Origin of the sequence: Limnohabitans sp. 103DPR2, assembly GCF_001412575.1 — a bacterium.
In the GTDB taxonomy this organism is placed as follows: domain Bacteria; phylum Pseudomonadota; class Gammaproteobacteria; order Burkholderiales; family Burkholderiaceae_C; genus Limnohabitans_A.
The window spans coordinates 2,442,916-2,461,525 of sequence record NZ_CP011834.1; the positions used below are offsets into that span (position 1 = coordinate 2,442,916).

The window sequence follows — 18,610 nt, forward strand, 5'->3', positions numbered from 1 at the left end:
CTCTCGCTTCATCGGCTTGAGTTAATAGGATTGTGCTTGTGATAGCGGCACAGCTGCCACATCTTTTGCAGCCAGCAAAGGCGTTTGAAGCCCCTCTGGCAAAGGCCATTCAATGCCGAGCGCGGGGTCACTCCACAAAAGGCTACGCTCGTGCTCTGGGTACCAGTAATCCGTAGTTTTGTACAAAAACTCGGCTGACTCACTCAGTACTAGGAAGCCATGCGCAAATCCGGGAGGCACCCACATTTGCTTTGCATTTGCGGCACTTAAATGACAGCCGGTCCATTTTCCAAAATTTTCGGATGACTTGCGCATGTCAACAGCGACATCAAAAACTTCTCCATGGGTAACACGAACCAGTTTGCCTTGCGCATGTTCAATTTGGTAATGCAAGCCTCGCAAAACACCTTGCGCCGATCGGCTGTGATTGTCTTGTACAAATTGAACTTCTAGGCCAGTCACTTTGGCGAAATCGCGCGCATTGAAACTTTCAAAGAAAAAGCCACGTGCATCCCCAAATACTTGAGGCTGCAAAATCAAAACTTCCGGCAAATTGGTGGGCGTGACGGTATAGGGCATCAATTTGCCTTTATCAGATTCAACAAATACTGACCGTAGCTGTTTTTAGCCAAAGGCGATGCCAACTTTTGAAGCTGCGCAGCATCAATCCATTTTTGGGCAAATGCTATTTCTTCTGGGCAAGCGACCATCAAACCTTGGCGCTTTTGAAGTGTTGCAATAAAGCCTGCAGCTTCCAGCAGACTGTCGTGCGTACCTGTGTCCAACCAAGCATACCCCCTGCCCATGATTTCCACACTGAGTTGGTGGTGTTCAAGGTACCAACGGTTGACGTCGGTAATTTCCAATTCACCGCGCGCAGAGGGCTTGATGTTGGCTGCTATGTCACAGACTTGTGAATCGTAAAAATACAAACCCGTTACCGCGTAGTTGCTTTTAGGCTTCAAGGGTTTTTCTTCGATGCTCAGCGCTCGTTGCTGACCGTCAAACGCCACCACACCATAGCGTTCGGGATCGTGAACGTGATAAGCAAAAACACTGGCTCCTTTGGTTTGTGCATCAGCGCGCTGCATCAGTTTGACCAAGTCATGACCATAAAAAATGTTGTCACCCAATACCAAAGCACTCGGGTTTGCGCCCACAAATTCACGGCCAATGATGAATGCCTGTGCCAGGCCATCAGGACTTGGCTGAACTGCGTATTGAATGTTCATGCCCCATTGACTGCCGTCGCCCAACAACGCCGTAAACCGAGGTGTATCTTGCGGTGTACTGATCAACAGCACATCCTTGATGCCAGCCAACATCAGCGTTGTTAAGGGGTAATAGACCATAGGCTTGTCGTACACCGGCATCAACTGCTTGGAGACCGCTTGTGTCACGGGATACAGACGGGTACCCGACCCCCCTGCCAAAATAATGCCTTTGCGTGTATTCATAGTGCATGATTTTGCCACGCCCTGCTGGTATATCAAGCCATATGCACTTATGCTTGAGCTCTATGTCTTTTAACGATCTGGGCCTTTCGCCCGAGCTGCTTCGCGCACTTAAACCCAAAACCTATCCAGCCCCAACCCCGGTTCAACAGGAATTCATTCCTGCAGCGCTCACCGGCCAGGACATCTGGGTCACTGCGCCCACAGGCTCTGGCAAAACAGTCGCCTATGCCTTGCCCCTGATTGAGAAGCTGACCCGGTCTGACCCTTCCCAAAGCATCCAAGAGGGAAGAAATCAAAGAGCACTTCAGTCCTTGGTTTTGGTTCCAACCCGTGAATTGGCCATTCAAGTTGGACAAACTTTCATGAGTTTGTCGGCACATTTGGGCAAACTTTGCAAAGTCACGGTGGTTTTTGGTGGTGTTTCCATCAACCCCCAAATGATGGGCTTGCGAGGTGGCACTGACATTTTGATTGCCACGCCAGGTCGTCTACTGGACCTGCTGGATCACAATGCATTGAAACTTTCACAAGTTCAAACGCTTGTATTGGACGAAGCCGACAAATTATTGGAACTGGGTTTTCAAGATGAGTTGGGCCAGATATTGGCGAAGTTGCCTCACAAACGACAGAATTTATTTTTGTCCGCCACGCGTCCCAATAGCATCGAATCCTTGGCGCAAAGTTTGTTGCACAACCCACTTGAAATTCAAATTGAAAGTACTACGCTCCAACCCGCTGTCATCGCACAGCGCGCCTTTTACACCGACACCCCTCAGCGTACTCAGTTGTTGAAGCACCTGATCAAAACAGACCATTTGAAACAACTGTTGGTTTTTGTGGCCACTCAACACAGCAGCGAAATTGTGGCGGCCAAACTTCGCGTCGCTGGCATTGCTGCAGAACCCTTTCATGGCCAATTAAGCCAAGGGAAACGTCAACAAGTGTTGGCCGACTTCAAAGCGCATCGTGTGAAAGTCGTCTTGGCAACCGATCTGGCTGCGCGCGGCCTGGACATTGAAAAATTACCCGCCGTGGTGAACTACGACCTGCCACGGTCGGCCGTCGACTACACACACAGAATTGGCCGCACGGGTCGTGCGGGTGAAGCAGGTTTGGCCATCAGCTTTGTATGCCCCGAAACACTGCACCATTGGAATTTGATAGAGAAAAGACACAACGTGAAACTCGCGCTTGAAACCATTCAAGGGTTCGAGGCAACGCAGGCAGTTCCAGAGCAAGGCTCTGCCAATGGCGGCATCAAAGGTAAACGCCCCAGCAAAAAAGACAAATTACGGCAAATGGCAGCCAGTGCCAAACCAAGTTAAAAAGGTGCAGCTGACCCAAATCGACGATCGCGTTTGGAGAACCATTCCAGCGCTTCGCTAAATTGTTTCACTGAAAAGTCTGGCCACAAAACGTCAATGAAAAACATTTCGGCATAAGCGGCCTGCCAAAGCATGAAATTGCTGATGCGAGACTCTCCCCCTGTTCGGATGAGCAAGTCCATTTCAGGCGCTTCCGCCGTGCTCAAGTGAGCCGCCAGTCCCTCTTCCGTCAGCGCCGCAAAGTTCAAGTCCGGGTTTTGAAGTTGCCAAGACTTTGCAGCCTGCACCATGTCCCAGCGTCCACCATAGTTGGCCGCAACACGCAGCGTGATTTTTTCATTGTGCTGTGTTTGCAATTCAGCGTGCAGAATTAATTCTTGGAGCTCAGAACTGAATTTGGTTTTATCGCCAACAACCTTGAGCCTTACGCCATTGGCCTCCATCGCATCGACTTCTTTTTGCAAATAACTCGCAAACAGACTCATCAACACGGACACCTCTTCTTTTGGCCTGCGCCAATTCTCTGTGCTGAAAGCAAAAAGACTCAAATGGGGTATGTCTGCCCTGATACAAGCTTCGACAACGTCACGGACTTGCTTTGCACCTGCGGCATGCCCCATCGCAGTCGGCAAAAAACGCTTTTTGGCCCAGCGTCGATTGCCATCCATGATGATGCCGATATGCCTTGGAGGCGATTGAGTCGTCAAATTAATTTCTCTTGAAATATTTATTTCGATTTTACAAGTTTGGCGACATGAAAAAGGCCACCCAGGGTGGCCTTCGTAACATCAATGGGTTTGAATTACCCGATCAAGTAGGGAGAGCGCTCTTTGCCGTCAATCCATTTAGGTGCCTTGCCACGCCCTGTCCAAGTTTGACCTGAAACTGGATCGCGGTATTTAGGGGCAACCTTTGATCCTGTGCTACTTTTTTGCTTGGAAGCTCCGCGGCCTGATGGAAATACATCATGAACGGTCAATCCGAATTCAGAAACCAGTTGGCGCACTTGACGAACAGCTTCAGACAACTCATTTTCACGCGCTTGCGCAATCGCTTGCTCCAGAGCATCTCGCTGTTTAATCAATTCTTTGTATGAAGTGGTCATTTATTTTCCTAATATATCGATGCTAGAGGGTTAGATAATGTTTTATTATATTTTAATAAGGCGATAATCTGATTATTAAAATCATAAATTATTAATCAAGTTAGATTATTTTTAGCAATTACCTTATCTATCCTTCTTCCATCTAACAAAATAACTTTAAATTGCCAATCTTCAGCAATTAGAGTATCACCAACCTTAGGTAAATAACCCAATTCCGCCAATATAAATCCTCCCAAGGTATTGAACAAACCTCGGTCTTCGCCATTAATTTGCTTAATTTCCAATCTGGCCTTCAACTCATTGATGGGCATTAAGCCGTCTAACAGCCAAGAACCATCTTCTTGCGCAGTGGCCCAAGCGTCGGCAAGCTGCAAAGGTTGCAATTCACCTGTAATGGCCTCTAACAAATCACGCGGGGTTAACAAACCTTGCACGACCCCGTATTCATCCACGACGAACACCATGCGTCCTGACTTGCCTCGCAGTTGCTCAAGCAATGACATGCCACTGAGGGTTTCAGGCACAAACGTAGCGGGAATGGCATATTTTTCAACAGGGTCTTGTTGAGAATCGATCGAAACCAATCGAGCCAAACTGACAACACCCAAAACATTGTCCAAACTACTTTTGCAGACGGGATACCAAGAATGTCCGTGCGCCCCATCTTGAAGGCCGACTTTTGCCAAACATTGGGCCACGCTTAAGCTGCCGTCGAACCATTCAATGTCCAAACGGGGCACCATCAATGAGGTTAGGGGGCGGTCGTCGAGGTGAAATACATTTCGAACCATCTGATGTTCATGGGCCTCAATCAAGCCCGCATCAACTCCCTCCTCCAGGCTGGCCGTGATTTCCTCTTCGGTCACTGCCCGGTTGCCTCGGGTGTCGATTTGCAACATTTTCAGAACGGCATGGGTGGTCAGTGAAAGCAAACCTACAAACGGCTTGGCAATGCCGGCAAGCCATGCCATAGGCCTGGCAACCAACCTGGCCACTGGCTCGGGGTACAGCTGGCCAATGCGTTTGGGGACCAGTTCACCGAAGATGATGGTCGTGAACGTGATGACCGTGACCACCAAGGCCGTGGCCGTGATGGCAGCAGCGGATTCTGTAATTCCCAGGCCAACCAGCCAAACGGCAACATCGCCACTGAAAGCTGCCTCGCCCACAATGCCATTCAGGACGCCAATAGAGGTAATGCCCACCTGCACGGTCGACAAAAATTGGGTTGGGTTTTCAAGCAGTTTGAGCGCCGTGGCTGCTCCTTTATCCCCGGCCTCTTCCATCGCCGCCAGTCGGGCTTTGCGGCTGGAGGCCAAGGCCAACTCGGACATGGCAAAGAGCCCGTTGATGAGGGTTAACAGTGCAATCAGTAAAAAATCCATCCCCTGATTGTGCCAAGGCCCGAACTCGAAAGAAACACACTTCTTCTTTCAAGGGTCAATTCTTCAAGAAATACATCGACAATGTCGCATTCAGCTTGATTTTGGAAGTCAATGTCAGTTTTTTGGGTGGGCGATATTCAAGGTTGCGATGAACCACTGGGTCAAATGCTAGACCAAGTGGGGTTTTCAGCCAGCCGCGATCGACTCTATGTCTTGGGTGACTTGGTCAACCGTGGACCCAGCTCTCTGGCGGTCTTGCGCCGCCTCTACAGTCTGGGCTCAAGCGTTCAATGCGTCTTGGGCAACCATGATTTGCATTTGCTGGCCCTTTCAGCGGGTGCGCGAGCGCCTGGTGCATCCGACACCCTCAACGACATTCTTCAAGCGCCAGACAAGGGCACCTTGCTGCATTGGTTAAAGCACCAGTCCATTGCCATTTACCAAGAAGATGTTTTGATGGTTCATGCAGGCGTTTTGCCTCAATGGACTTTGGAAGAAACTTTGTCATTGGCCCGAGAACTGGAAAACATTTTGCAAAGTGACGAGGCCGATGCGTTTTTCATGAACATGTACGGCAACGAGCCCGCACAATGGCAAGCTCAACTCCAAGGCATGGCGCGCTGGCGCTGTGCACTTAATGCTTTCACGCGCCTTCGCTTTTGCTCACTCACAGGCGCCATGGAATTTGCGACCAAAGAGAATGCGGCCAAGGCACCTCAGGGCTACATGCCCTGGTTTGAAGTCCCGCAACGCCTAACCGCCAACACCACCATCGCCTTCGGTCATTGGTCAACCTTGGGCGCTGTTGAGCGTCAGGACATCTGGGCCTTGGACACGGGTTGCATCTGGGGTGGATGCCTTACAGCATTGCAACGCGATCACGTCGGTGCGCCACCAAAGCGCATCGAGATCAAGTGCCCCAGTTATCAAAAACCATTTTGAAATTCACGCCACCCCATTGAACACACCATATGAAAAGCTCATTGGGATTTGACCCTCGCGACATACCATGGACAAGCCCTTTGGGTGAATGGCCCGCCTTGTCGCAAGAACACTTGGTGGCCGATCGATTGAAAGCGGTCTTCAAAAATCCGCCTGATTGGTCACCTGAAGTTAAACGTGAACCCGCGCTAGGACAACGTCCGGCCAAAGCGGCCGCTGTTCTCATTCCCATCGTGCTCAGAGGCGATCAAGGCTCTGAGCCACACATCCTTCTGACACAGCGCACCATGCACCTGTCTTCGCATGCCGGACAAATTGCATTTCCTGGCGGCAAGGTCGATGCAGAAGATTCATCGGTTGAGGCTGCTGCGCTCCGAGAAGCCCAAGAAGAAGTAGGTTTGGCCCCTCAGTTTGTCGAGATCTTGGGAACCTTGCCCGAATACATCACTGGCACAGCTTTTCACATCACGCCGGTGGTGGGACTGGTCTCCCCCCAGCACGAAATCACGCCCAATGCTTTCGAAGTCGAGGCCGTTTTTGAAGTGCCCCTGGCATTTCTCATGAATCCAGCCAACCACCGCTTGCATATGTGGGAGCGCGACGGGGTTTCTCGACGGTGGTATTCCATGCCGTACCACGAACCCAGCGGCTTGCCCACACAGCCCCCCACTGAGCGTTTCATTTGGGGCGCGACGGCAGGCATGATTCGGAACTTTTATCGCTTTTTATTGGCAGCGAATTCTTTATGATGCGGCTATGAGCTTTTTTTCCATCTTTTTGGCGCTCGTCATCGAGCAAGCAAGGCCTATGAGCCCCACTCACTTTTTGCACCAGTGGCTGCGAAAGTGGGCTGATTGGGTCACCTCGCACGTTGATGGTGGTACGCGCCCTCAAGCTTGGCTTGCTTGGGGTTTGATGATCGGCGCACCTGCTGGCTTGGCCGTCCTCATTCACTGGTTGTTGGCGTTTTTTCTAGGATGGTTTTTTGCCATCGTCTGGAACGTCGCATTGCTCTATGTCACCTTGGGGTTCCGACAGTTCAGTCACCATTTCACGGGCATCCGCGATGCGTTAAACGACGGCGACGAATCGCTTGCTCGAAAGTTATTGGCTGAATGGCAACAAGTTGAAATCAATGAACTGCCTCGCAATGAAATTGTACGGCATGTCATTGAACACTCTATTTTGTCTGCACACCGTCACGTCTTTGGCGTTTTCTTCAGCTATGCATTGCTATCGGTCATAGGCTTGGGGCCAGTAGGCGCAGTGGTCTACCGCATTTCTGAATTTGCAAAACGCTACAGCGAGTCAGCCGCCAGCTTGTCGCAACAGTCCATCGCTGGCAATACCGCCCAAACCCATTGGATCAGTGACGCTTTGAAGTCAGTGTCCCACGAAGCTTGGCATGCCATCGATTGGCTTCCTTCCAGAGCGACGGCCATGGGCTTTGCCATCATGGGCAGTTTTGAGGATGCAATGGACGGATGGCGTCACCATTCTGAAAAGTTTCCAGATGACAACGATGGGGTCATCTTGGCAGCCACATCAGGTGCTATCAATGTGCAATTGGGCGGCGCCGCATTGCAACCCGATTCGCCAGGGAGCAGCAGCACGCCGGGTCGCCCCCCCGAACTTTCACATTTTGCGCAGGTTGTCGGATTGGTCTGGCGTACCGTGATCATGTGGTTGGTGTTGGTGGCCTTGCTGTCATTGGCAAACCTGCTGGGCTAAGTTGCCCCAACTTTTACCAACGCTGCTGACCTAGTTCTTCGAACAGCTGGGCATAAATTCGGTGACGCCGGGTACTCACCTCGGTTGGCTGAAGCGCCAGCGACTCATCCTTTTGCAAGGCAGCCAATACACCGCAACCTGGCTCATGCAAATGCGTGCAGTTGTAGAACTTGCAAGTCGAAATAAATGGCTTTAAATCAAGCATGCAAGAGGCCAATTGATTTTGAGGAATATGCTGCAAACCAAACTCTTGAAATCCTGGCGAGTCAATGATGGCAGTTCCGGTATTCTCTTTTTGCAGGCTAGCGGGTCTGTCACCCACCCAGTAAAGCGAGGTGCTGGTGGTGGTGTGCTTGCCAGAATTCAGCGCTTGCGAAATCTCCCCGGTCAACGCACGTGCATTAGGAACCAAGGCATTCACCAAGGTACTTTTGCCAGCGCCAGAAGGGCCTAATATCAAGCTTGTTTTGCCCGCCATCTCTGCTTGCAAAAGCTGCAATGAGTCATTGGTTTCGTTGGATGTCTTCAACTGCAAAGGCATGACGTTGTAACCCATTTGGCGGTAAGCCGTCAATCTCTGCCAAGCTTGCGTGAAAGCTTCACCCAAATCACTTTTATTCAGAACAATCAAAGGCTTGATGTGCTCAGCCTCGGCCGCAATCAAGGCTCTAGACAATTGGGTTTCAGAAAATTCAGGTTCTGCCGCCAACAAGATCAAGACCTGATCAAGGTTCGCTGCAAAGGATTTGGTTCGCACTTCATCCCTGCGATAGAACAGATTCTTTCGTTCCATGACACTTTCAATCGTGCCTTCATCCCCCGCGACTTGCCACCTGACATGATCCCCCACGACTGCCTGACTTTTTTTACCTCGCGGATGGCAAATGATGCGAGTGCCATCGTCCAACTCCACAACACAATGCCGGCCATGTGTTGCCACCACCAAGCCCAAGTTGAGGGCATCTTGCGTTGAAGCCGCCAAGGCTTGTGCCACCTTGGTTTTGGTGTGTGTGCGCTGATGGAGTTTACGCATCTTGCATGCGAGCCAATCGCAAACTGGCCGGCGGGTGAGAGTAATAAAACGTCACATAAAGAGGGTCTGGCGTCAATGTAGAGGCATTGTCTTGATAGAGCTTGAGCAAGGCTGACTTCAAATCAGCCGCAGGTGTTTGTGAAACCGCATAGGCATCCGCTTCGTACTCTTGCACCCTTGAGCGCCAAGAAGACAGCGGGGCCAGTAAAAATGTGAAGACTGGAACCACCAACATGAAGAGCAGAAGGGCCACAGCTTCATTGCCTGAATTCAAATTCGGCATGACACCCAATCCTGTGTAAAACCAAACTTGCTGAGACGCAAAACCTAAAACGGCCAGTCCCAACAGGGTGGTGACAAAACTGGTGGCCATCATCTTCACAATGTGCCGGTGTTTGAAATGCCCCAACTCATGCGCCAGCACAGCCTCCATTTCAGAGGGCGACAGTTGCTTGAGCAAGGTGTCAAAAAACACCACACGTTTGCTGGCACCAAAGCCTGTGAAGAAGGCATTGGAATGGGCTGACCGCTTACTGCCATCCATGACAAAAAAACCTTTTGCTGTAAATCCTGCACGCTGCATCAGGCCATTCACACGTGCCTTCAAGACATCATCTTCAAGCGGCGTGAACTTGTTGAACAAGGGCATGATCACATTGGGGGCAATGGCCATTAAAAACAATTGCCAGAAGACCAAGGCACACCAAGTCCAGAGCCACCAATAAACGCCGCCTACTTGCATTAACCACAAAATCAATGCAACGAGCGGCACACCGAGTACCAGCCCCAGCACCAAACCTTTTGCTGCATCACTTAGCCACAAAGACCATGTCATTTTGTTAAAGCCAAACTTTTGCTCCAGCACAAATGTTTGATACAAGGACAGTGGCAAGTCGAGTAATCCACCGATCAAGGTGAAGCACAAGACCAACACGACTTGTTGCCAAATGCCAGGCGACATGAACGTCAACACCAAGGCATTCAAGGCGCTTAAACCACCCAACAGGGTCCAGCCCACCAATACCGCGGCATCAATCAAAATATCAAGTTGAGACACTTTGGCCTTGGCCAAGGTGTAGTCAGCCGCCTTCTGATGTTCCGCCAAAGAAATATGACTGGCAAATGCGCTGGGGACTTCACTGCGATGACTGGCCACATGGCGCACTTGTCTGGCGTTCAACCAAAGTTTCAATAAAACATTGGTCAGTAACGCGCCTACCAATAAATAAGTCAGGGTCAGAGTCGAATTCATAGACCGAAGTGTAGATCAGCTGACATCAGCGACAATCAGAACCTTCACGAAAAGCCATATTTTGAAATGACAAGCCCTACACCCGACCATCACCCAGCAGAAAGTCATGACGCAACGCTTTCCAAGTCAGATGACAACTTGGTATGGATTGACTGTGAAATGACCGGGCTAGATCCCGAAAAAGAACGCCTGTTGGAAATTGCTGTTGTTGTCACCGGCCCTAATCTCACCCCCCGCGTTGAGGGCCCTGTCTGCGTCATTCATCAAAGTGACGAGCTGCTCAACAAAATGGATGCTTGGAACAAGGGCACGCATGGTCGCAGTGGCCTGATTGACAAAGTCAAAGCTTCCACCACGACGGAGCAAGACGCTGAAGAACAGATTTTGGCATTCATCAAAAAGTACGTGTCAAAAAATGCATCGCCTCTTTGCGGCAACACCATCAGCCAAGACCGACGATTTTTAGTCAAATTCATGCCCAAGCTGGAAGCCTATTTGCATTACCGCAATTTGGACGTGAGTACTTTGAAAGAACTCTCCAAACGCTGGAAGCCCGAAGTTTTCAACAGCTTCAAGAAACAACAGAAGCACACGGCGCTGGCCGATGTGCACGAATCGATTGAAGAGTTGGTGCATTACAGAGAGCATTTCATCAAGCTTTGAGCTTCGCTCAAATCATTTCAGGGAAAACCCGCACAAACTGAAAAAACTGTGCCATAATCGCCGGCTGAGCTGCAAACAGGCCTTGTGCCGCAGCCCTTGTGCATCACCCTTCATGCCTTTGACTCACTGATAAGAGTCACTCGACTGGAAAAGATGGCGCCATGACAACACGTCATGCCCACTCTCTTCAAACAGCACCGAGCTCCGTTTGATGGTTGATGTTTTTTAACCATGAACGGCGCCACCGCAAATCTTGCGGACGTCCGTGCGAGAAAAAAATATGACTGACGCTTTTGAAGTGCAGGACGACTTGTCGTCTGCGCAATCCTCTACGAACGAAACTTTCGTGACTGAAACTTTGGCGCTTGATGCTGCCAATGTGAACGAAACCACAGAAACTGAAATCACACCCGAGCAACCCAATGGTTTCGTGCTGTTGGGCTTGGCCCCTGAACTGGTTCAAGCTGTGGCCGACCTGGGCTACACACAACCCACTTCTGTGCAGCTCAAAGCCATTCCTTTGGCACTCCCCAAAGAAACCTTGGGCGAAGCCCACAAATACATTGACCTGATGGTGTCCAGTCAAACAGGCTCAGGCAAAACTGCCGCTTTCTTGTTGCCCGTGTTGCACACCCTGTTGCAAGAGTTGGCCGCCGAAGAAGAAGCCGATCGCGCTGCATTTGCCAAAGCATGTGCCGACGCCGCCGCCAATGGCGAGCCAGCCCCCAAGCGCCCCAAGCGCAAAGACCCCACCAACGCACGCAATTTCAAGGCCCCCTCACCCGGTGCCTTGATTGTTTGCCCCACCCGCGAATTGGCACAGCAAGTTGCACACGACGCCATTGATTTGGTGAAACATTGCCGCGGCCTGCGCGTCGCTAATATTGTGGGCGGTATGCCTTACCAGTTGCAAATTGCCAAGTTGCAAAATGCCAATTTGGTGGTGGCCACACCAGGTCGTTTGCTCGACCTGCAACGCTCGATGCAAATCAAACTCGACAAAGTTAAATTCTTGGTAGTCGACGAAGCCGACCGCATGTTGGATTTGGGCTTCTCTGACGACTTGGCTGACATCAACCAACTCACCAGCCAGCGCCAGCAAACCATGATGTTCAGCGCCACGTTTGCGCCGCGCATTCAACAGTTGGCCATGCGCGTGATGCACGATGGTGGTTCTTCTGTTCAGAAAATCCAAATCGATTCACCCCAAGAGAAACACAGCAACATCAAGCAAGTTTTGTTCTGGGCCGACAACGCACAGCACAAACGCAAATTGCTCGACCATTGGTTGCGTGATGCCTCCATCAACCAAGCCATTGTGTTTGCCAGCACGCAAATTGAGTGCGACGGTTTGGCCGCTGATTTGCAGCAAGATGGATTTGATGCCGTTGCCCTGCACGGCGCTTTAAGCCAAGGTTTGCGCAATCGTCGCTTGATGGCTTTGCGCAATGGCCAAGTTCAAATCTTGGTGGCCACCGATGTGGCTGCGCGTGGCATTGACGTACCCACCATCACACACGTTTTCAACTTTGGCTTGCCCATGAAAGCTGAAGACTACACACACCGCATTGGTCGTACAGGCCGTGCCGGCCGTGATGGCTTGGCCATCACCTTTGCCGAAATTCGCGACCGTCGCAAAATCATGGACATCGAGGCTTACAGCCGTCAGCCCTTCAAAGCTGAAGTGATTCCAGGCATGGAGCCCAAACTCAACTTCCCAGAAACTCGCTCAGGCCGTGGTGGCAATGACCGAGGCGGCCGTGGCCGTTCATTTGGTGGTGGCGGTGGCGGCTTTGGCGGCAATCGCGGTGGTGACCGTTTTGAATCACGCGGCGCGCCTCGTTTTGAAGGCAACCGCGGTGGTGATCGCTTCGAAGGCCGTGGCGACCGTTTTGAAAACCGCGGCGCACCTTCACCCCGCTTTGAAGGTCGTCCTGAAGGTCGCGGTGATTTCCGTCCCGAAGGCCGCTTTGAGCCACGCGGTGATTTCCGCGGTGAACAACGCAGCTTCGCACCTCGCAGTGGCGAAGGTCGATTTGAGCCCCGTGGCGATCAGCGCCCTGACAACCGTGGCGACCGCTTTGATTCACGTGACAGCCGTGCACCACGCGCACCGGGTGGTCGCGACAATGCACGCGGCGGCGCAGGCGATCGCTTTGCACCCCGTGGCCCCAAAGTCATCGGTGCAGGCAACTTCAAACCCCACAACGCTGGCGGTCACGCAGCACCCAAGCGCACGGGCGCTAAAGTGTTGAAAGTTACACGCGGTTAATTCCCCTACCCCATGCCCCTGTCAAACAGGGGCGTAAAAAAACCGCCTTGGCGAAAGCCTTGGCGGTTTTTTCATGCAGGCCTTGTGAGACCTGCGAAGCTGATTAAGCTGCTGCTGTTTTGGCAGCGCGCTGTGGCAACTTTTCTTTGATACGTGCAGACTTGCCGCTACGATCACGCAAGTAGTACAGCTTGGCGCGGCGAACATCACCACGACGCTTCACTTCAATGCTGGCAATCAAGGGGCTGTATGTTTGGAACGTACGCTCCACGCCTTCACCACTTGAAATTTTGCGAACAGTAAAACCACTGTTCAAGCCGCGATTGCGCTTGGCAATCACAACACCTTCATAAGCCTGAACGCGCTTGCGGTTACCTTCAACCACATTGACGCTAACGATGACGGTGTCACCAGGCATGAAGTCAGGAATTGTTTTACCCAAACGGGCAATTTCTTCCTGCTCGAGAGTTTGAATCAAATTCATTTTGAGCTCTTTCAACGTTCGATCATGCACAACGCTACGCTAAAGGCGGCTTCTATGCTGCGAGCTCTCAACCATGAAGACGAGAACAAGCGCAACAGCCGCGGCGGGCAGAGGATCGACAGCCCATGATTATATATTTGTTTTATGGCTGAATGAAAGCCAGTCTCGCGCTGACATCAGGCCAATGTTCTGACTTCGGCGTTTTGCTTAAGTCTTATCAGGTGCAGACACCTCAAAATGAGCCAAAAAGTGTTCATCTTTGGCGCTCAGCTTTCCCATCTTCCGGGCCCATTCAATCAGGTCTGGCCGATGCTTTTGAGTCAAGGTCAAACTTTGCTGACGTCGCCATTGGGCAATATCGGCATGGTGGCCAGACATCAAGATAGGCGGGACGGTTTCACCATGCCAAATTTCAGGACGCGTGTAATGTCCACAATCCAACAAGCCATCCAGCGCTGGATTGAAGCTGTCCATTTGATGACTGCCCTCATCGTTCAAAACGCCAGGCTGCAAACGCGCAACGGCATCCAAGAGCGCAATGGCAGCGATTTCGCCGCCTGATAAAACAAAGTCACCCAAACTGATCTGGGCATCGACATGGGCATCAATGAAGCGCTGGTCAAGGCCCTCATAGCGACCGCAAATCAAAATGGCGCCATCGCTTTGAGACCACGACGCAACGCCGGCGTGGGTCAAGGTCTGGCCAATGGGCGAAAAAAGGACGACTGGTACTTTGGCTTCTTTGGGATTTTGGGCGATGCGGTCTTGGCGAATGGCCAGCAAACACTTTTCCAAAGGTTCAGCCATCATCACCATGCCAGGCCCACCGCCAAAGGGTCGATCGTCGACACGGCGATAAGTTCCTTCGGAGAAATCTCGCAATTGCCAAAGCTTCAGCTCTACAGCGCCAGATTCAAACGCACGGCGGTTGATGCCAGAACTTAAAAAGGGGGCGAAGAGTTCGGGAAACAGCGTGATGACATCAAAGCGCATGGCTTGCTTTCACCCGCTCAGTAGTCAAGCTGCCAATCAACCGTGATCTTGCGACCAGGCAGGTCCACGTTGTCGACAAAGGCTGCGACAAAGGGAATCATGCGCTCCACCGGTGGCTTGCCTGCTTCTGCTGAAGCTTGCGACAAGACCAGCACAGTTTGAGGCCCAGTGGACATCAAGTCTTTCACCTGACCCAAGGCCACACCTTCGCGGTTGACAACATCCAAGCCCAGCAAGTCCACCCAGTAATACTCGTCTGCACCGGCAGTCGGAAAACTTGAACGCGGTACAAAAATGCGTGCCCCTTTCAGGACTTCAGCTTGGTTTCTGTCGGCCACGTCCAGTGAACATGCGACGACGGTGTCGGCATGGTCTTTGGCTTCTTTGATTTTGAGCAGTACGGGCTTTGAAGGGCCACCAGCAGCAGGTGCTGCCGACTTGGCAGTTGGCGACTTTGCACCACCGACAGCGCGATCGGAAGGCAGCAAATACCAGCGCTTAGAAGAAAAAAGCGCCTCGGGTGAGGCGCTGTGGGGCAAGACTTTGAACCAGCCTTTGATGCCCCAAGCATCTGCAATACGCCCCACTTCGATGGCGTCTGCCGGCATGTCGGCAAACTCTAAATGGGGTAGCACAGCAAAGCCTTTGGCGAAGCCAAAAAGCAATTAAGCAGCTTTGGCAGCAGCTTGTTTGACCAAACGCTGAACGGTTGGAGACACTTGAGCGCCAACGCCTGTCCAGTATGTCAAACGGTCTTGCACAACGCGCAGGCCTTCTTCTGTATCCTTGGCGATAGGGTTGTAAAAACCAATGCGCTCAATGAAACGACCATCGCGGCGAACGCGCTTGTCAGCCACAACAATGTTGAAAAATGGACGGGCTTTAGAACCGCCACGAGAAAGACGAATGACAACCATGATTTATCCTAGGGGTGGTGTACACATTGCACAATTCAAAAAATTTGAAATGAAACAAGGACACAAATTCTTCCAGCGTTTGAGACACGCAACTGGCCACCCGGCCAGTGACACACTGAAAAGCCGCTGATTATAACCCGGAGTTCAAGAATGCCAACCATTCGCCCCAGCCAACCCTCAGACATGGCCGCCATCACGGCCATTTACAAGCACCACGTCCTTCATGGAACGGGCACTTTTGAAATTGACCCACCCTCCCTTGAGGACATGACGGCCCGCAGGGAGGACGTCTTGAGCAAAGGTTTGCCCTATTTGGTCCTTGAAAATGAAGGCCAAGTGGTCGGTTTTGCCTATTGCAACTGGTTCAAACCACGCCCCGCCTATCGATTCTCAGCCGAAGATTCCATTTATCTGGCCGCAGACACCGCCGGCAAAGGCTGGGGACGCATGCTACTGGCTGAGCTGTGCCAAGCCGCCGAAAAAGTCGGTATCCGAAAGTTGATCGCAGTCATTGGCGACTCTGGCAATGCCGGCTCAATTGGCGTCCACACGTCGGTAGGCTTTAAGCACGTCGGCACTGTGTCTGGCTGCGGCTGGAAATTTGAACGCTGGCTAGACATCGTCATGATGGAAAAAGCCCTAGGACTGGGGCAAACTCAAGCACCCGCCTGAGTTTGACGAGAGGGCACCGCCCTCTCGGGTTTAGAAAAGTTGCAAGCTCAGCCAGTAAGCAATGGCCGCCACAAAACCACTGGCTGGGATGGTCAAGATCCAGGCCCACACAATGTTGCCCGCTACGCCCCATCGAACGGCACTTGCACGTTGGGTAGAGCCAACACCCACAATGGCACCCGTGATGGTGTGTGTCGTGGAAACAGGAATGCCCAAGGAGGTGGCCAAGAAGAGTGTTAAAGCACCGCCTGTTTCAGCACAGAAGCCACCTACTGGCTTGAGTTTGGTGATTTTCTGACCCATGGTTTTGACAATGCGCCATCCGCCAAACATGGTGCCAAAGCCAATGGCCAAGTAACAAGAAACAATGGTCCAAGTGGGGGGCGATGTTTCTGCAGCCGAGACGTAACCAGTTGCCACCAGCAACATCCAAATGATGCCGATCGTTTTTTGTGCATCGTTACCACCATGACCCAAGCTGTAGGCACCTGCTGAAACGAGTTGCAGACGGCGGAACCACTTGTCGACTTTGGAAGGTCTGCTGCGCTTGAACAAATTGGCCACCAAGACCATCATCAGGGAACCCAAAAGGAAACCCAGCAGCGGCGAAACAAAGATAAAAGTCACCGTTTTCAAAACACCCGCAGACAACAAAGCACCCGCACCTGCTTTGGCAATGACCGCACCCACAATACCGCCAATCAGGGCATGTGAGGAACTGCTGGGTATGCCGTAATACCAAGTGATCACATTCCATGTGATGGCGCCTACCAAGGCACCAAAGACCACGTGAACGTCGACCACACCGGGTTGGACAATGCCCTTGCCAACGGTGGCAGCCACGCTGAGGTGGAAGATAAAGATGGCGACGAAATTGAAGAAAGCTGCAAACACAACGGCCTGCGTTGGTTTCAAAACGCCTGTTGAAACAACCGTGGCAATTGAGTTGGCGGCATCATGAAAACCATTCATGAAGTCAAATGCCAGCGCCAAAGCCACCAGCAACATCACCACCCACAAAGCGGCTTGTGTGTCCATGCTCAAGGTTCCAAGTATCAGGAGTTCTCGAGGACGATGCCCTCGATTTGATTGGCAACGTCTTCACATTTGTCAGTGATGGTTTCAAGCAATTCGTAAATGGCTTTCAACTTGATCACTTCACGCACATCAGGCTCTTCGCGGAAAAGCTTGCTCATGGCACTGCGCATCACGCGGTCGGCATCGGACTCTAGTCGGTCAATTTCTTCGCATGTCTTCAATGCAGCTTCAGCCGTTGCAGGATCTGCAATGTTGCCCAGCATATTGACGGCATCCCGCAAACGCTCACAACATTTGACGGACAAATCGGTTAAACGGGTAATTTCTTCCGTCATGACGCGCACATCGTAAAGCGCCATGGTTTCTGCGGAGTCTTGAATCAAGTCGGCCACATCGTCCATCAAATTAATGAGCGTATGAATTTGCTCGCGATCAATGGGTGTGATGAAAGTGGTGTGAATCAAGCGATTGACTTCGTGCGTCACGCGATCGGCTGATCGCTCGGCATTGTCAACATCTTGCGTGTATTTTTCACGCAGGTGACTGTCTGTGTAATTGAGCACCAAGTTTGAAAAGGCACGTGCCGCTTCAACGATTCGGTCTGCATGCTGGTTGAACAACTCAAAAAAGTTGCCCTCTTTGGGCAAAAGCTTGCCAAAAAACATAGGATTCTCCGTGAACAAAAAGCGAGAAATTCGCTCATTGAGGCATGCGGGAGTTTAAACCCTAAGCTTGTAAATATTGCAAAGCGGTGACATTTTTATGTCTGAAAAAAGACAATCAAAAACAGCAAATTGGCAGATATCGTAGCCCTTTGCAACTCGGCACTTTGTCACCGAAGGTTAAACGTCATCAGAACTAGAAGCATCTAGTTTTTCAATGGCTTGCGATTGAACGCTTTGCAAGTCTTGCACGCTCACCCGTTGCGGCGATAGCTCTGAAAGAGGCTTCAACACAAAGGCTCTTTCCCGCATCCTTGGATGGGGCACCGTCAGCACTGGGCTTTGGATGCTTGCATCACCAAACAACAACAAGTCAATGTCCAGAGTTCGAGGCGCATTCCGATAGGGTCGCACACGGCCCGCCATGTTCTCCAAAGATTGAAAGGCCTTCAATGCTTCATAAGCATTGAGGCGCGTTTCCAAATGAAGCACCGCATTGATGTAATCGGGCCCCGTCGCATCCACAGGGGCTGACCGGTAGAAAGAGGAGCAGTTGAGGGCTCGGGTATGCGGCAATTTGGCAATGGCCTTCACAGCAGCATCTAGGGTCTGGCGCGCTTCGCCCAAATTAGCACCCAGGCCAACAAACACTGACACCCATTCACGATGCATGAAGGCC

At 51.5% G+C, this 18,610-nt stretch carries 21 protein-coding genes; 7 read left to right on the forward strand and 14 right to left on the reverse strand.

Features of this window, described 5'->3' with window-relative positions; genetic code table 11:
- Positions 1-21 precede the first annotated feature (21 nt).
- Both rfbC and rfbA read right to left on the reverse strand, forming a co-directional pair.
- Entirely contained in the window at positions 22-579 is a 558-nt protein-coding gene (rfbC, locus tag L103DPR2_RS11750) for a dTDP-4-dehydrorhamnose 3,5-epimerase (protein WP_055361250.1), read from the reverse strand.
- Positions 579-1,457, reverse strand: coding sequence for a glucose-1-phosphate thymidylyltransferase RfbA (rfbA, locus tag L103DPR2_RS11755; protein ID WP_055361251.1), 879 nt, complete (start codon positions 1,455-1,457; stop codon positions 579-581). The genes rfbC and rfbA overlap by 1 nt, the downstream gene beginning before the upstream one ends.
- A 62-nt stretch (positions 1,458-1,519) precedes the next feature.
- On the opposite strand from rfbA, the gene L103DPR2_RS11760 reads away from it, so the two are divergent.
- Positions 1,520-2,782: a DEAD/DEAH box helicase gene (locus L103DPR2_RS11760; RefSeq protein WP_055361252.1), complete on the forward strand. Its 1,263-nt coding sequence runs from the start codon at positions 1,520-1,522 to the stop codon at positions 2,780-2,782.
- Here the strand turns inward: L103DPR2_RS11760 and uppS are convergent.
- From uppS to L103DPR2_RS11770, 3 genes are all read right to left on the reverse strand, one after another.
- The gene (uppS, locus tag L103DPR2_RS11765; protein ID WP_335337950.1) at positions 2,779-3,489 is read right to left on the reverse strand and encodes a polyprenyl diphosphate synthase; all 711 of its coding nucleotides are present in this window, start codon (positions 3,487-3,489) and stop codon (positions 2,779-2,781) included. The genes L103DPR2_RS11760 and uppS overlap by 4 nt on opposite strands.
- 95 nt (positions 3,490-3,584) lie before the next feature.
- Positions 3,585-3,887: an H-NS histone family protein gene (locus L103DPR2_RS14250; RefSeq protein WP_082466811.1), complete on the reverse strand. Its 303-nt coding sequence runs from the start codon at positions 3,885-3,887 to the stop codon at positions 3,585-3,587.
- Between the two features lie 95 nt (positions 3,888-3,982).
- Complete coding sequence (locus L103DPR2_RS11770; protein WP_055361254.1) at positions 3,983-5,272, reverse strand: hemolysin family protein; 1,290 nt, start codon at positions 5,270-5,272, stop codon at positions 3,983-3,985.
- A 111-nt stretch (positions 5,273-5,383) separates the two neighbouring features.
- Here L103DPR2_RS11770 and L103DPR2_RS11775 point away from each other — a divergent pair, with 111 nt between their 5' ends.
- From L103DPR2_RS11775 to L103DPR2_RS11785, 3 genes are read left to right on the forward strand one after another with little or no spacing between them, the layout of a single operon-like run.
- Positions 5,384-6,214, forward strand: coding sequence for a symmetrical bis(5'-nucleosyl)-tetraphosphatase (locus L103DPR2_RS11775; protein WP_055361255.1), 831 nt, complete (start codon positions 5,384-5,386; stop codon positions 6,212-6,214).
- A 29-nt stretch (positions 6,215-6,243) separates the two neighbouring features.
- Positions 6,244-6,963, forward strand: a complete 720-nt coding sequence (locus L103DPR2_RS11780) for a CoA pyrophosphatase (protein ID WP_055361256.1) — start codon at positions 6,244-6,246, stop codon at positions 6,961-6,963.
- Positions 6,964-6,970: 7 nt separating this feature from the next.
- Positions 6,971-7,945, forward strand: coding sequence for a CobD/CbiB family protein (locus tag L103DPR2_RS11785; RefSeq protein ID WP_055361257.1), 975 nt, complete (start codon positions 6,971-6,973; stop codon positions 7,943-7,945).
- 13 nt (positions 7,946-7,958) lie between these two features.
- Here L103DPR2_RS11785 and rsgA read toward each other — a convergent pair whose 3' ends face one another.
- On the reverse strand, positions 7,959-8,978 hold the full coding sequence (gene rsgA / locus L103DPR2_RS11790) for a ribosome small subunit-dependent GTPase A (RefSeq protein WP_055361258.1): 1,020 nt from the start codon (positions 8,976-8,978) through the stop codon (positions 7,959-7,961).
- A complete protein-coding gene (locus L103DPR2_RS11795) occupies positions 8,971-10,230 on the reverse strand; it encodes a M48 family metallopeptidase (RefSeq protein ID WP_055361259.1) in 1,260 nt (419 codons plus the stop codon). Before L103DPR2_RS11795 ends, rsgA begins: the two co-directional genes overlap by 8 nt.
- A 66-nt stretch (positions 10,231-10,296) precedes the next feature.
- Between L103DPR2_RS11795 and orn the strand changes: the two genes are divergently transcribed.
- Both orn and L103DPR2_RS11805 read left to right on the forward strand, forming a co-directional pair.
- Complete coding sequence (orn, locus tag L103DPR2_RS11800; RefSeq protein WP_055361260.1) at positions 10,297-10,893, forward strand: oligoribonuclease; 597 nt, start codon at positions 10,297-10,299, stop codon at positions 10,891-10,893.
- A gap of 280 nt (positions 10,894-11,173) precedes the next feature.
- Positions 11,174-13,165, forward strand: coding sequence for a DEAD/DEAH box helicase (locus tag L103DPR2_RS11805; RefSeq protein WP_055361261.1), 1,992 nt, complete (start codon positions 11,174-11,176; stop codon positions 13,163-13,165).
- A 103-nt stretch (positions 13,166-13,268) separates the two neighbouring features.
- Here the strand turns inward: L103DPR2_RS11805 and rplS are convergent, their stop codons facing one another.
- The 4 genes from rplS to rpsP all read right to left on the reverse strand — a co-directional run bounded on the left by rplS (position 13,269) and on the right by rpsP (position 15,559).
- On the reverse strand, positions 13,269-13,649 hold the full coding sequence (gene rplS / locus L103DPR2_RS11810; RefSeq protein WP_055362017.1) for a 50S ribosomal protein L19: 381 nt from the start codon (positions 13,647-13,649) through the stop codon (positions 13,269-13,271).
- Positions 13,650-13,856: 207 nt separating this feature from the next.
- Entirely contained in the window at positions 13,857-14,642 is a 786-nt protein-coding gene (trmD, locus tag L103DPR2_RS11815) for a tRNA (guanosine(37)-N1)-methyltransferase TrmD (RefSeq protein WP_055361262.1), read from the reverse strand.
- A 17-nt stretch (positions 14,643-14,659) separates the two neighbouring features.
- Entirely contained in the window at positions 14,660-15,277 is a 618-nt protein-coding gene (rimM, locus tag L103DPR2_RS11820; RefSeq protein WP_442915087.1) for a ribosome maturation factor RimM, read from the reverse strand.
- Between the two features lie 30 nt (positions 15,278-15,307).
- Entirely contained in the window at positions 15,308-15,559 is a 252-nt protein-coding gene (rpsP, locus tag L103DPR2_RS11825) for a 30S ribosomal protein S16 (protein ID WP_055361263.1), read from the reverse strand.
- A gap of 150 nt (positions 15,560-15,709) precedes the next feature.
- On the opposite strand from rpsP, the gene L103DPR2_RS11830 reads away from it, so the two are divergent.
- On the forward strand, positions 15,710-16,231 hold the full coding sequence (locus L103DPR2_RS11830; protein ID WP_055361264.1) for a GNAT family N-acetyltransferase: 522 nt from the start codon (positions 15,710-15,712) through the stop codon (positions 16,229-16,231).
- 30 nt (positions 16,232-16,261) lie between these two features.
- Here the strand turns inward: L103DPR2_RS11830 and L103DPR2_RS11835 are convergent, their stop codons facing one another.
- The 3 genes from L103DPR2_RS11835 to folK all read right to left on the reverse strand — a co-directional run bounded on the left by L103DPR2_RS11835 (position 16,262) and on the right by folK (position 18,603).
- Positions 16,262-17,269: an inorganic phosphate transporter gene (locus L103DPR2_RS11835; protein WP_055361265.1), complete on the reverse strand. Its 1,008-nt coding sequence runs from the start codon at positions 17,267-17,269 to the stop codon at positions 16,262-16,264.
- 17 nt (positions 17,270-17,286) lie between these two features.
- On the reverse strand, positions 17,287-17,934 hold the full coding sequence (locus L103DPR2_RS11840; protein ID WP_055361266.1) for a DUF47 domain-containing protein: 648 nt from the start codon (positions 17,932-17,934) through the stop codon (positions 17,287-17,289).
- Between the two features lie 177 nt (positions 17,935-18,111).
- The gene (gene folK / locus L103DPR2_RS11845; protein WP_055361267.1) at positions 18,112-18,603 is read right to left on the reverse strand and encodes a 2-amino-4-hydroxy-6-hydroxymethyldihydropteridine diphosphokinase; all 492 of its coding nucleotides are present in this window, start codon (positions 18,601-18,603) and stop codon (positions 18,112-18,114) included.
- Positions 18,604-18,610 lie beyond the last annotated feature (7 nt).

Coding starts and splice junctions, on each gene's coding strand:
- L103DPR2_RS11785 (WP_055361257.1), top strand. CDS start 6,971: ATGAGCTTTTTTTCCATCTTTTTGGCGCTCGTCATCGAGCAAGCAAGG.
- trmD (WP_055361262.1), bottom strand. CDS start 14,642: ATGCGCTTTGATGTCATCACGCTGTTTCCCGAACTCTTCGCCCCCTTT.
- L103DPR2_RS11795 (WP_055361259.1), bottom strand. CDS start 10,230: ATGAATTCGACTCTGACCCTGACTTATTTATTGGTAGGCGCGTTACTG.
- L103DPR2_RS14250 (WP_082466811.1), bottom strand. CDS start 3,887: ATGACCACTTCATACAAAGAATTGATTAAACAGCGAGATGCTCTGGAG.
- folK (WP_055361267.1), bottom strand. CDS start 18,603: ATGCATCGTGAATGGGTGTCAGTGTTTGTTGGCCTGGGTGCTAATTTG.
- L103DPR2_RS11830 (WP_055361264.1), top strand. CDS start 15,710: ATGCCAACCATTCGCCCCAGCCAACCCTCAGACATGGCCGCCATCACG.
- rfbC (WP_055361250.1), bottom strand. CDS start 579: ATGCCCTATACCGTCACGCCCACCAATTTGCCGGAAGTTTTGATTTTG.
- L103DPR2_RS11835 (WP_055361265.1), bottom strand. CDS start 17,269: ATGGACACACAAGCCGCTTTGTGGGTGGTGATGTTGCTGGTGGCTTTG.
- rpsP (WP_055361263.1), bottom strand. CDS start 15,559: ATGGTTGTCATTCGTCTTTCTCGTGGCGGTTCTAAAGCCCGTCCATTT.
- orn (WP_055361260.1), top strand. CDS start 10,297: ATGACAAGCCCTACACCCGACCATCACCCAGCAGAAAGTCATGACGCA.
- rplS (WP_055362017.1), bottom strand. CDS start 13,649: ATGAATTTGATTCAAACTCTCGAGCAGGAAGAAATTGCCCGTTTGGGT.
- L103DPR2_RS11775 (WP_055361255.1), top strand. CDS start 5,384: ATGTCAGTTTTTTGGGTGGGCGATATTCAAGGTTGCGATGAACCACTG.
- L103DPR2_RS11840 (WP_055361266.1), bottom strand. CDS start 17,934: ATGTTTTTTGGCAAGCTTTTGCCCAAAGAGGGCAACTTTTTTGAGTTG.
- rsgA (WP_055361258.1), bottom strand. CDS start 8,978: ATGCGTAAACTCCATCAGCGCACACACACCAAAACCAAGGTGGCACAA.
- L103DPR2_RS11770 (WP_055361254.1), bottom strand. CDS start 5,272: ATGGATTTTTTACTGATTGCACTGTTAACCCTCATCAACGGGCTCTTT.
- L103DPR2_RS11760 (WP_055361252.1), top strand. CDS start 1,520: ATGTCTTTTAACGATCTGGGCCTTTCGCCCGAGCTGCTTCGCGCACTT.
- L103DPR2_RS11780 (WP_055361256.1), top strand. CDS start 6,244: ATGAAAAGCTCATTGGGATTTGACCCTCGCGACATACCATGGACAAGC.
- L103DPR2_RS11805 (WP_055361261.1), top strand. CDS start 11,174: ATGACTGACGCTTTTGAAGTGCAGGACGACTTGTCGTCTGCGCAATCC.
- rfbA (WP_055361251.1), bottom strand. CDS start 1,457: ATGAATACACGCAAAGGCATTATTTTGGCAGGGGGGTCGGGTACCCGT.